Below are 11481 nucleotides of genomic sequence, written 5' to 3'. Positions count from 1 at the left end.
CTGAAACCAACCAACCCACCGGAAAGGGGTCACGATTCATTTGCCGGAAAGTGTCCAGGGTTCAGCTGCCGTTGACAATCGTCACGTCGCTGTCGGGCCACTCCTGCCCGATGGATTCGACGATCTCCTCGACAAGCTCGCCGAGATCTTCGCCCTGAGCCGTAGTCGTGATCTGAACCAAGTCCGCTAGGTCCTGCCCATTCGGAAAGATCTCGGATTCAGACTCCGTCTCCTCCCATGAGGCATGCCAAAAACCATCGTCGAGGTTGCCGCCATCGTCGAACCAGGACACCCGGACATCTACGGCCACGGATCGCCGCTCAACCGCCGGAAGGTCGGGAGCCGACCGGATATTCGGGCCAGGACGACCGGACGCTTTCCGCTCGGCACGTTCACGGGCACGACGCTGCTGACGAGACTCGCTCATCCCTCGATGGTGAACCCAAACCCAGTAGCGGACAACCACTCCCGACACATCAGGAAGTTGACAAAGCCCTGCCTCCTCATTGCCCGATTGTCTCGCTGCACTCGGACGAGTCAAGGACCACCTTCGGTGTCCGCTACGCGGTGCCTACGGCATCCTTGACACGCCCTCCCTCCGCTGAGGCTGGCAAGTATGAGGAAGCAGGGAGGGAAGTAGGTGGCGGGCGGATAGGCGATCTATCCGCAGGGGGTCAAGAACCACTCTCGGGCCGTGCCCCCAACGTGCCCCAACCACCGGAATCGGACGGTCAACAGCGGTCAACGACGGACACATGCTCCCGGAGGGTATAGACGCGAAAATCCCCCCGACCAGGCGATATATCGAGGGGATAATGTGGTCCCAGCTGGGATCGAACCAGCGACCTTCCGCGTGTGAGGCGGACGCTCTCCCGCTGAGCTATGAGACCTGAAGTTCGCCCGGTTGAGCGGGCGATTCGTTGGGCTGCGGGGCCCTTCGAACGAGATGGAACATTAGCACGGGCCACCCCCGGTTCACCAAATCGCCACCCGGATAGGGATGTATCCGGTGGTCGTCGATGTTGGGTCGGATCGATTGGGCAGGGAGGGCAGGGTCGGCTGCTCCCTCGCATGGACCACAAACACCCGCAGCCACACCCGCCACCACCGTCACTTTCGCAACCTTGCGGATTTCCCCCGTTCTACCAGCGGATTTGTACCTTTCACCGGGCGTCGGCTAATGTTCTGTCTCGCACCACGGAGGGCAGCCAAGCCCCCGGGGAGCGAAATGCGGATGTAGCGCAGCTGGTAGCGCATCACCTTGCCAAGGTGAGGGTCGCGGGTTCGAATCCCGTCATCCGCTCGAGAGGTAGGGTTTGGCACTAAAACGCCGTCCCCCTTTGCGCGGTGGAGTGGCCGAGTGGTGAGGCAACGGCCTGCAAAGCCGTGCACACGGGTTCGATTCCCGTCTCCACCTCGCGCGATTAGCTCAGCGGGAGAGCGCTTCCCTGACACGGAAGAGGTCACTGGTTCAATCCCAGTATCGCGCACCACCTTTGGTGCAGGTCAGGCCCGGTTTTCACCGGGCCTTTCTTGCGTCGTGGGCTATCCGTGACCTGAAGCTAAGTTGTAACGATGCGACTGATCAGCGCGATGATCATGGTATGGCAGGCGTTCTCCCCCGCGCCGCGTACGTTCCGTTTTGCGCAGATGCAGCAGGATTCGATCCGGCTGTTCAACTGGCCGAGGCCTTCCTAAGAGAGGTCGGCGCTGGCGTGGACATGATCGTCATCGCCCCCCAAATCTGCGCTGTCAGCTGTTCGACACTGCTGAAGCAGTACGTGCAGAACCGCGTGGTCCTGACACCAAGGAACTCCAACCAATCCCACATAGGCTACGGCCGTCCAGCTCTGGTTTACCTGCCAGCGCTGAAGGAACTGGAACTGGCGATGAGGTACACGCGTGGTGACCCTGTCGCGGTGGTCGAACACCCCGTTTACTCTTGTGCCCGTTGGGCCGATGAGATCGGCGCGGTTAACCTGGTCGAGCACAGGATCCACGCCACGCAGCGGTCAATGCAACATCAAAAGCTGTTGGAATGAATCGACTTCGCTGGCAACAACGGTTGGGCCGATGATCCTGGGAAGCGAGACCTCCGTTGGTATCTCAACGAGCTGAAGGAGCTCGGTAGGTTGGACAAGCACGAAGTCGTTGCCTACCAACTTGTCCACGGCCGACACGGGCACTACGAATCTCTGATTCAACTCGAGAAGGAAATCGACAGAATCTCGTAGGTAGCCAAAAGCCAACGTCGACGACTATCTAAACGATCGCTGGTGCCACCAAGGTCTTGGGATACCGAGCTAGCTCTCGTCGGCAACCGTGAACAGACCGTCGCACAGCTCGCAGCGAATTCCTCCCGCCTCGAAAACGGTTGGGGAAACTCGAATCCTGCGACCGCAGTCACATTCGACCGACAGCCCGTTGTTGTTGGACTTCCGTCCGCCGCGTTGGTTGGGCTCGCGGCGACGGTAAGCAACGAGCGCGAAGGCCAACTCTTCGAGTTCGTCACGGTATGCCTCGCTGGTCTCCGTAGGCACCGCGGTAAGCGACCAGCCGATCTTGGGGTGCTTAGTGAGGGTGAGCCCGAGCTCTTCGCCGATGGCGCGGAATCGCTCGTTGTGCCAACGACCTTGGCGGCTGGTGTCTTTGACGTTCCGGACGGCCGCGACGCCATGTGCGGCCTCATGGAGGAGCGTGCCGAGCACGTCCACCGGACCGCGCTGAAGTCCTTCGCCGCCAATGAACAGTTCGTGCAATTCGTACTCACCACGGATCCACCGGTTCGGCGCGAAGTGCCCGAGGGTCAGTTCGCTACCGCTGGCGGAGCCTGATCCCACGGACAGCACCACGTCGGGAACATCGGGGTGTTGGGATCGGATTGCGGCCCAAGTAGTTTCGAGAGCATCGACGAGCAGGCCGGTGATCGAATCGGAATCGGTCATGATCTCCGGGTGTCCTTCCGGGAGCGTTGACACGTACGTGTCAACGGGCAGGCGGTTTGACACGTACGTGTCAATGAGTGGAAATCCGGAAGAGGCGTGGATTCCCTGGGCGCGCGCCGCGCCTCCTCCGGGGCAGGCCCGCGGCCTGCCCTCACCGCCTGCCCAGGGCACCGCAGAGGCTCGCGAGCAAGGAGGAATTTCCTGATACCGGACCTCCGCCGTGACAAATCAACCGCCACAAGGAAATTCGTCCTTGCTCGTGAGGAGCGGTGCCCTGACACTGCGGCGCGCGCCCAGGGAAATTCACACGACCGCTAGGTACCGGCGCGACCGCACCACCTACACGACGACCGTGACCATCCGCACCCGAACCAGCCACGCACGCCTACGTTTTCGCACCGGACGCTGCCACGCGGCTCCGGACGTAACCACCTGCCTTACCGCCGCATACGCACCTGACGTCGCCGGACGTAACCACGCACCCAACCGCAACGTTTCGCACTCAACGCAACCCACTCCCCCTGAACCTCTTCGCTATCAACTGTTTTCCGTTCTCCCGCCCCTGATCTCTCCACACTGCTCCACCCACCGAGATCACCAAATATGCAGCGAAGCGTGTATTTGGTGATCTCGGTGGGTGGAGCCTTCACTTCGGCATCGCCGCTGATCAGGGGCGGGCGAACGGAAAACCGGACCGGAAAACCCCTGAGCCGAGATATGGATCCTTTCCGGGGCGTTTCCGATCATGATCAGGCACTTCCGGGAGATTTCCGATGCGGAGGCCGCCGTATCCGGGGGCGAACCGGTGTCGATCCACTGTCACTACCGGCGCCATCGGCCGGTCGACGCGGCAGGGACAGCGGTTGGTGCCGTAATCGAGTGCCCGCCGCGCCCGCTGCTACGAGTGGGGGCGCGCGAGTGTAACGGCGTCGCCTCTCGCGACCAAGGACGAATTTCCTCCGGCGGTCCGACAGCCATTGTCCCGGTTGCTGCATCGGAAATTCGTCCTTGGTCGCGAGCCTCTGCGACGCCGCCGCGGGCAGCTGGTGCCGGGCAGGCGGGGCCTGCCCGCAGAGCCGCGCGCCCCCACCCCGCGTTGCCGTTACCCGCCCCGCTGGCGGTCGTGGTCTGATGGAACCGAACAGTGGCGGGGTGCGTCATAGACCTTGAGCCGGTAGTGGCAGCTGAGCGGAGGTACAGGTGGGGCGACAGGCGGCAGTGATGACTTCGACGTTGACGGCGGTGTTGTTGCTGACGTCCGGGTGCGGTCCCGACAAACAAGGCCAACCAACACCGACCACGGTCAACACCTCGGCTGCAACCGCGGCGCTATGGGACCCGTGTACTCAGATCTCGGACGGAACTTTGCAGGGGCTCGGAGTCGTCCCCTCTACACGGAAGTCAGACGTGGCAGGCGTCGCAGAACCAGGGTGGAAAGTATGCGCGTGGCATGACTCGACCTCCGATTGGAATTATTCGCTTGGCGTATGGTCGACCATTCATACGGTCGAAGAATTCAAAAAGAAGCCCGATAATGTCGACTTCGCTAGCATTTCAGTCGGCGGGCGCGAAGGTTTTCGCTTCCATACCGTGACCGACACAGCAAAAGCAGACTGCGACTTGGTCTTTCCGTCGAGTCAGGGTGCATTCCAGATAACCGTCCTCAGCGCTACTTCGAGCAAGCCGGTCCCTGCGTGCGACAAGGCAATGGCCGCAGCTCAAGTTCTCGTACCGACCTTCCCGAAGTAAAACCGAGAGACCCTTCGATGTCCACCAACATGCGTGAGGAACAAAATCGCTGGCAGTACCTTGCGGGAGAAGCCGAAGCCGGAAGACTGTTTCTTGATCCTTCGGTGGCCAAGGATTGCCGAGATGCGTGTAACAAACAAATTGAGCTGTACAAGAACCTCCGCGAAGATCTGAAGTACATGGAACGCGTCACCGGCTTCGGCCGGTTCGACTGCGCGGACGAGCTCGCAAAAATGCTGGGAGCCAAAGCCGTTGGCGGCGACGGCGACGTCGCCTCAGCTCTTGACGCACACATCGAGGTCGTGACACTCATCCGCGACACCATGCAAAAGTCCATCGACAAGCTCCAAGCCCAGGACGAGCAGAACGCTCAGGGGTTCAAGCAGACCTGAGTGTGATCCCGGTGGATCTGGTAGAAAAATGGGGCGGAGCCCGCGCCTGGGTCTAGCAGGCACGGACTCCGCTTTTTCAATATTCAGTTGGTATTCGGTTGTGTCCAGGGCAAGTTCAGCCGAGCAAGCTGAGCTGGTCGTGGTGGGTTTGCCAGTCGCGGTAGGCCCGATAGACCTTCGCCAGCCGTTGCGCCTTCGACTTCGAGATCTCGAACTCGTCAGCGATCACGGCCCACGATCGGCCCTGGTCGTATTGCTGCTGGATCCGCTGACCGGTCACCAACGCCTCCCGGCGCGCGTAGCCGTCGTACGCGTCGTCGCGTTGACACCTACCGTGGCCTGGAAGGCATCCGGCGTTCTCGCATCCGTTGCAGAGCACGGAGGGTCGAACGATGCCGGTATCGGTGCAGTCGGGGCAGGCGCACTGCTGGAACTCGAGCAGTCCGGTCACGCCCGTTTCGCCGGTCGCCGTCATCGGACACCCCCTGCGAGCGCGGGCACCGCGAGCGGCAGCGACTGTTGTGCTGGGCGTACCGCGTGGATGGGCCGCACTGCCCCGTCACGACGATCCGCCTGGCCGGTAGCCGCGTACTTGGCCGCGGTTTTCGGTGACACACCCAGCACGGAGCCGATCTCGGCGAACGAGCTGCCTTCGGCGCGCATCGCGACAGCCCGTGCGACCTTGGCAGGATCTCGCCGAGCCGGACCCTGCCGGACCGCAGCCACATCGACCGCGACCGGTTCGGGTTCGGGCTCGGTCACAGGGGCGGCCGGTTCGGGTGCCACGATCGTGACCGCAGCGCTCGAGTCCGGAACCGAATCCTGTTGTGCAGCACGGAACAACACCGCTAACCCGTGGGTGTCCACCAACAGCGACACCGGCGCCACGGCCGCGACCAACGCCGCAGCCCACCACGGCAACCCGACCCCCGCCAACGCGGCGTGGACCGAATTACCGGTGATCGACACCAGCGCACCAGCGGCCAGCACCCACACAAACCAGCGTCGTTGCGGTGTCGACGCCAGCACCAGCGCGGAGACGGTGGCTTGGATGATGGTGCCGTCCACGATCACCGGCCACAACCACGCCAGCGCCCGTGGTGTGTGCGCCATCAGCGCCAATTCCCGCAACGCTGCGAAACTGAGCGTGAACGCCGCGGACCCCATAGTCACGAGGATTACCACCGCGCCACGGCGCACCCACCGCATTTGCACCGAATTTCGGTCCCCGGTCATGCCGGAACCTCCGGGGAATCGGTGTAGACGGTCCAACGGGATTGGATCGCGTCCACGATCGACTCGTCGGCGGTGTCGATGTCATCGACGATCACTCCGACCTCACGCAGCGACTCCAGCACCGGCCCGATCACCCCGAACAGCTGTGATCGGTCGACGACGTAGTCGATCTGGCTGACCCGCACACCACCGAAAGGCTCGGTTGAACCGGGCCTTCTTGGGATTCGGCCCAAGGTGCCGTCGTCGGCTGATCCCACCACCCGCGAAGGGTGTCGCTAGTTTGGGCTGAGCCGATTCTCTTGTGGCGGTCGGCATTTCGCATCCAGATCGCGCAACTGGGGCAGAATATGTTGCGGCATCGGGCTTCTGGGCCAGGCCTATGGCGTTCGGCGCAGGGGATCAGTCCGGCTGCTCGGCGGCCGGGGGCTCCGTATGGCTTTCGGCGGGGAGTTGAATTGTTCGGAGGATATGCAGTTTTCGGCCCGGAGCGGGTTCGTTGGCTAGACGGGGGGCCAGGATTCGGCCCAGGCCGGCTTGTAGTTCGGCGAATTCGGTGTCGTCGAGCCACATTCCGACCATCCGGTAGCCGACGCCGTCGCGGATGAAATCGATATCGCCGCGGGTCAGGTAGCGGTCGAAGTCGACGACGAGACCGGCCAGGTAGGCCATGAAGGCGTGGCGGTGCTCGTCGATGGTCATGGCGGCGAGCCGGGCGGGTGTTATTCGAGTGGCCTCGACTCGCAGCCGGTAGGTGCGTTCGACGGTGCCGCGGACGCGGCGTTCGGATACCACCTCGAGGACGTCGCCCTCGACCAACCGAGCGACATGCCGATAGAGGCTCGCGGGCGGAATGTCATCGAGTTCCGCGTTCAGTGCTGCCGTGGTCAGCGACGATTTCCCCAGGAAGGCCTGCACGATACGCAGGCGGACCGGGTGCAACAACAGCTCGACGGCATCCACACAGGCAACCGTAACACGATTGCTATCATCGATGATAATAATCGCGGTATTGTTAGCAATGGAGGGGCCGAACCGAAAGGATGTGAGCCCGATGACCAGCGATCGCGTTCCCGAACCCGAACCCGAGGGCAAGGTGCTCGGAATCCCCTACGACTGGCGGCGTCCCACCGGTGCGCGGATCAAGGCGCGCTGGTGGAATCCGGACGACCCGCGCCTGTTCACGCCGAAATCCTTCGGCTGGGGCTACGACCTGAACCTCTACCGGCTGTTCCACTGGGGTAGGCGCGACTGATATGGCGGATATCGCATTCGACAGCGAGGGCTGCCGGCTCGCCGGAACCTTCGCCGAGGTGCCGAATCCCATTGCGGCGGCGGTACTCATCGTCGGCTCCGGGCCGGTCGACCGGGATTCCAATCACCGCGGGCTGCGGTTCGACGTCACCGCCGCGATCGCCGAAGCCCTTGCCGGGGTCGGCGTTTCGTCGCTGCGCTACGACAAGCGCGGGGTCGGTGCCAGCACGGGCGACTATCTGCCGACCGGCCTGGCACAGCAGCTGACCGACGCGCGGGCCGCCGTGCGTTGGCTCGCCGACCATGCGCCGGGCGTACCGTTGCTGGCGATCGGACATAGCGAAGGTTCGCTGCACGCCATCGAATTGGCGGCCGAACACAGCGTTTCCGGCGCCGGGCTGATCAGTTGCGGCGCCAGGGGCGGCGAAGAAGTGCTTATCTGGCAGGGCGAGAAGATCTTCGGCACCTTGCCGAAGTGGTACAACGCCGCGTTGCGCGTCCTGCGCGTGAATCCGCTTGCGATACAGCGCAAGCGGATCGAACGAATCAAGAACTCCACCGCCGACGTGATCCGGATCCAAGGGGTCCGCCTCAACGCCCGCTGGCTCCGCGAATTCATTGCCTACGACCCGAGGCCCGCGCTGGCGCGCATCGACGTCCCGGTGCTCGCGCTGACCGGCGGCAACGACCTACAGGTGCCGCCGGACGACGTACGGGTTATCGAGGGCCTGGTCAAGGGTCCGTTCGAGGGGCATATCGTCGGCGATCTCAGCCATATCCTGCGCCCGGACCCAAAACCGGCCGGTCCGCGCGGATACCGCCGTGCCGTCAAGGAACCGGTGAGCGCCGCGGCGCTCGGCATCATCGCCGCCTGGGCGGCCGGGCGGCGGGCCGAACAACCCGGCGAGATCGCACGGACACCCGCGACCTGACCGCGCCCGCGCTTCGCCCGATTTGTCGGCCGACGGCGATACGCTCTTGCGGCACAGGCCGAATAGTCGAGGCAGGGGTCGTGAGGTGACGGTGTTGCGGGATGTCGGGGATGACGCGGGCGATCCCGAGCTCGACGATATCCGCGACGATGTGTCGCTGGAGCTGGAGGAGGTCAACGAGGTGTTGGCCGCGCTCATCGCCGAGCATGCGGAGCGGCGGGCGCGCGACGCCGAAATCCTGACGCTGCGGCTCGGCATCCGCGGCGACCGGCCGGAAACCCTTGCGACCATCGGTGCGCGCTTCGACCTGGCCCGAGACCGCATCCGCCAAGTGCACACGAAGGCGGTCGGGCAGCTGTTGCGGCACGCCCAGCTCACCGGTCGGCGCGGCGGGGTCTTCGCCGAGCGATATCCGTTGGGCGCACGCGATTCCCAGCTGCTGCGAACACTTCTGATGGAGACCTACGCCACCGACACCGATATCGCCGCGCACGAATTGTCTTATCTGAAGCTGCGATTGGCCGGGCACGCGGCGGAGGACGCGAAGCGGATCGCCGGATTCGTCATGCAGCGAATCCTGGCCTGGCGCAAGAAGACCAACGCCCGCCTCACCAAACTGCAACCGCCGCCACCCACCGGCGAGCTGGAACCGGCTCTCGCACAGGTCGATTGGCCGTCAGGCACATCGGCTCCGCTGCCCGGCGAGTCGGCGCGGGTAGTCGACGCGGACGACGACGGACGCGGCCGGTTCTACCTGGACAAGGTCGGCCGGGACGTCGCATTCGATTCCGGTTTGGAGGCAAGGCTTTTGCGTCTACTCACCGCGAGCGAAGCGGTGCAGACCTTCCAGGAGACGCCGAGCGCCGTCACCTATCAGCTGGACGGCGCGGACCGGGTCGCCTACCCGACCGTCGCGGCCCGCCTGACCGATGGCCGCGTACTGCTGATCGACGTACAACCGCTCGGCCACATCGGATTTCACACCAACCGCGCCAGATCCGCCGCGGCCCGGGCCTACGCCCACGACAAAGGCTGGGGCTGGACGATCTGGACGGGCAGTCGGCTCGGCGTCCCGGATCTGTTGCACCGCAAGGTCGATGCGGCCGTGGAGGCACAGCTCGGCGAATTGATCACGACCGGTCCGGTGTACTGGCACGCGCTGCGCGGGATCCGCGACCTCACCGCCCTGGACCTGATCGCCCTCACATTGCGTCATGAATGGCGCTGGGATCGAGGTCCGTTTACGCTCACCGCCTCATCCGGCCGCAACGCAGGACACGAGGCCCCGAGCTGATAGTCGGCTGAGAAGCGGGCGAACCGGGCACCTCGGCGCTCATCGCGGCGTTTATACAGGTAGATCGGCCATCACGAAGGAGTTGGTCATGAGCCTTATCGGGACTCTGCTCGGGTACGCGCTGACGCTGTTCCTGTTGCTGCTGCTCGCCCGGGTGGTGCTGGACTGGGTCGCGGTGCTGGCCGACAGCCCCAGCTGGGCCAACAGGGCGCGGGCATTCACACATACCTGGACCGAGCCGGTCATCGCGCCGGTGCGGCGGGTGCTGCGGCCGATCCGGGCCGGCGGACTGTCCATCGATCTGGCGTTCACGGCGGTGTTCATCGCGGTGCTGATCCTGCGCGCCATCGCGTTCAGCCTCTGATCGCCGATCCCGGCCGCCGAACGACCCAGCGACCGGGATTGCCAACGCCGCTCAGCGCACGAACATCGCACCCGCGACGAAGGTGACGATCAGCAGCATCGCGCAGACGGTGACGAGCTGCCAATGCCCGATCGTGGTCTGCATGCTGCGGATGGTGCCGCGCAACGCGTTGTCGACGCGATGGTGGTCGGCGAGTTTGCGCCGCACCTCGTCGAGCGATTCGGCCTGCTCCTCGACCGTCTGCTCCGCCCTTTCCAGCCGCGTGGTGAGCTTGATGAGCTGTTTCTGCTTGTCGCGCACCGATTTCCGGGACAGCGCCAATGCGGTGCGCTGGTTCACCAACTCCTGCTGCTGGCGGGCGATCACCGCGGACTGTGTTCGCGTGTGGTGCTCCCAGTCGGTCACGGTGGCCCATCCTCCTGTCATCAGATCGCGATAACCCCAGACGATTTCGCCGGACATCCACTTCTGGATGAACTCGCGGAGCTCATACGGCTCCCGGCGCGGCGAGACCACCGAGGTGTATTCCACATCGACTATGCCCCGTTCCACCCGATAATCCACACCGGAGGGCGCGAAATCGGCGAGGCCGAGCGCGGGCAGATGATCCACCCAGTAGCCGGGCGGGCACAGCCACAGCACGCCGTCGAGTCCCTGGGCGCGCAGCCGGGCGGTGTGTTCCTGCGCCGCGCCGCGGTCGAGCGGGGCGGTGCGCACCTCGATGGCGTACTGCCGCTCACCCATTCGCCAGTAGATATCCACCGGGAGCGGGCCGACGCGATGGTCCACCTCGGCCACCTCGGCGCCGTACGCGAGCAGCCTGCCGACCAACCAGTATTTGAGACGCCGCACATCCCATTGCGCCGCAACGCATTCGGCGCACCGACAGCTGTAACCCGACTGGTCGCCCGGCGTTCGGCGCTGTCCGTCCGCTATACCCAACTCGGCGAGCACCGCCCGACGCCCGCAAGCCGGATCCGCCCGCTGCTTCGTTCTCACGACCACTCCCCTGCCCATACCACCGCAGGCGCGAATACCCACGCCATAGATCAAGAGTGCATAAGACTTCCCGGCCTCGCCAGCCCCCTATACCCCGCGCTCGGGTGCGGCGGAGCCGCAAAACCTCCGGTGACCTGCCGAAGAATGGTGCACACCAGGCGCTTTCACGCGCCGAGGGAGAGCTTCACCACAATAAGTTCCGAGACATTGACCTTTACCGCCAATTCTCCGACGCGCGGTAGTCGGTGCGTCATGTGCAACACAATCTCGTGTCGCAGCGAAACAATATCGGTACGACGTGACGATTGTCATGTCACAC

14 protein-coding genes and 4 tRNA genes are annotated in these 11481 nt (G+C 64.1%); 10 read left to right on the top strand and 8 right to left on the bottom strand.

Features of this window, described 5'->3' with window-relative positions; translation table 11 throughout:
• Positions 1-61: 61 nt before the first annotated feature.
• Both LGY53_RS12255 and LGY53_RS12250 read right to left on the bottom strand, forming a co-directional pair.
• Positions 62-427: a hypothetical protein gene (locus LGY53_RS12255; protein ID WP_225726765.1), complete on the bottom strand. Its 366-nt coding sequence runs from the start codon at positions 425-427 to the stop codon at positions 62-64.
• A gap of 391 nt (positions 428-818) precedes the next feature.
• Positions 819-890: transfer RNA gene (locus LGY53_RS12250), tRNA-Val, on the bottom strand.
• A gap of 340 nt (positions 891-1230) precedes the next feature.
• On the opposite strand from LGY53_RS12250, the gene LGY53_RS12245 reads away from it, so the two are divergent.
• The 4 genes from LGY53_RS12245 (at position 1231) to LGY53_RS12230 (ending at position 2042) form a co-directional block, all read left to right on the top strand.
• Positions 1231-1303 (top strand) — tRNA-Gly (locus LGY53_RS12245).
• Between the two features lie 43 nt (positions 1304-1346).
• Positions 1347-1417 (top strand) — tRNA-Cys (locus LGY53_RS12240).
• A 1-nt stretch (position 1418) separates the two neighbouring features.
• A tRNA-Val gene (locus LGY53_RS12235) sits at positions 1419-1493 on the top strand.
• Positions 1494-1604: 111 nt separating this feature from the next.
• On the top strand, positions 1605-2042 hold the full coding sequence (locus tag LGY53_RS12230) for a hypothetical protein (protein WP_225726764.1): 438 nt from the start codon (positions 1605-1607) through the stop codon (positions 2040-2042).
• A gap of 261 nt (positions 2043-2303) precedes the next feature.
• On the opposite strand, the gene LGY53_RS12225 is transcribed toward LGY53_RS12230, so the two are convergent.
• On the bottom strand, positions 2304-2945 hold the full coding sequence (locus LGY53_RS12225) for a hypothetical protein (RefSeq protein WP_225726763.1): 642 nt from the start codon (positions 2943-2945) through the stop codon (positions 2304-2306).
• A 1221-nt stretch (positions 2946-4166) separates the two neighbouring features.
• Between LGY53_RS12225 and LGY53_RS12220 the strand changes: the two genes are divergently transcribed.
• Positions 4167-4694, top strand: coding sequence for a DUF3558 domain-containing protein (locus tag LGY53_RS12220; RefSeq protein WP_225726762.1), 528 nt, complete (start codon positions 4167-4169; stop codon positions 4692-4694).
• A gap of 17 nt (positions 4695-4711) precedes the next feature.
• Positions 4712-5086, top strand: coding sequence for a hypothetical protein (locus tag LGY53_RS12215; protein WP_225726761.1), 375 nt, complete (start codon positions 4712-4714; stop codon positions 5084-5086).
• 115 nt (positions 5087-5201) lie between these two features.
• On the opposite strand, the gene LGY53_RS12210 is transcribed toward LGY53_RS12215, so the two are convergent.
• The 4 genes from LGY53_RS12210 to LGY53_RS12195 form a co-directional block, all read right to left on the bottom strand.
• Positions 5202-5561, bottom strand: a complete 360-nt coding sequence (locus LGY53_RS12210; protein WP_225726760.1) for a hypothetical protein — start codon at positions 5559-5561, stop codon at positions 5202-5204.
• The gene (locus tag LGY53_RS12205) at positions 5558-6322 is read right to left on the bottom strand and encodes a DUF2637 domain-containing protein (RefSeq protein WP_225726759.1); all 765 of its coding nucleotides are present in this window, start codon (positions 6320-6322) and stop codon (positions 5558-5560) included. The genes LGY53_RS12210 and LGY53_RS12205 overlap by 4 nt, the downstream gene beginning before the upstream one ends.
• Positions 6319-6582 carry a hypothetical protein gene (locus LGY53_RS12200; protein ID WP_225726758.1) on the bottom strand — a complete coding sequence of 88 codons (264 nt, stop codon included), beginning with the start codon at positions 6580-6582 and terminating at the stop codon, positions 6319-6321. Before LGY53_RS12200 ends, LGY53_RS12205 begins: the two co-directional genes overlap by 4 nt.
• A gap of 139 nt (positions 6583-6721) precedes the next feature.
• The gene (locus LGY53_RS12195) at positions 6722-7282 is read right to left on the bottom strand and encodes a helix-turn-helix domain-containing protein (RefSeq protein WP_225726757.1); all 561 of its coding nucleotides are present in this window, start codon (positions 7280-7282) and stop codon (positions 6722-6724) included.
• Between the two features lie 91 nt (positions 7283-7373).
• Here LGY53_RS12195 and LGY53_RS12190 point away from each other — a divergent pair, with 91 nt between their 5' ends.
• From LGY53_RS12190 to LGY53_RS12175, 4 genes are all read left to right on the top strand, one after another.
• The gene (locus tag LGY53_RS12190; RefSeq protein ID WP_225726756.1) at positions 7374-7574 is read left to right on the top strand and encodes a DUF5808 domain-containing protein; all 201 of its coding nucleotides are present in this window, start codon (positions 7374-7376) and stop codon (positions 7572-7574) included.
• 1 nt (position 7575) lies between these two features.
• Positions 7576-8505 (top strand): alpha/beta hydrolase, encoded by a 930-nt coding sequence (locus LGY53_RS12185; protein ID WP_225726755.1) that lies wholly within the window; start codon positions 7576-7578, stop codon positions 8503-8505.
• An 85-nt stretch (positions 8506-8590) separates the two neighbouring features.
• The gene (locus LGY53_RS12180; protein WP_225726754.1) at positions 8591-9799 is read left to right on the top strand and encodes a sigma factor-like helix-turn-helix DNA-binding protein; all 1209 of its coding nucleotides are present in this window, start codon (positions 8591-8593) and stop codon (positions 9797-9799) included.
• Positions 9800-9887: 88 nt separating this feature from the next.
• On the top strand, positions 9888-10163 hold the full coding sequence (locus tag LGY53_RS12175) for a YggT family protein (protein WP_225726753.1): 276 nt from the start codon (positions 9888-9890) through the stop codon (positions 10161-10163).
• Positions 10164-10214: 51 nt separating this feature from the next.
• Here the strand turns inward: LGY53_RS12175 and LGY53_RS12170 are convergent, their stop codons facing one another.
• Positions 10215-11162, bottom strand: a complete 948-nt coding sequence (locus LGY53_RS12170; protein WP_225726752.1) for a hypothetical protein — start codon at positions 11160-11162, stop codon at positions 10215-10217.
• Between the last annotated feature and the right edge of the window lie 319 nt (positions 11163-11481).

The sequence above is a fragment of the Nocardia sp. JCM 34519.1 genome (assembly GCF_020361265.1).
Lineage (GTDB): Bacteria > Actinomycetota > Actinomycetes > Mycobacteriales > Mycobacteriaceae > Nocardia > Nocardia arthritidis_A.
This window is presented reverse-complemented; position numbering and strand designations above follow the sequence as displayed.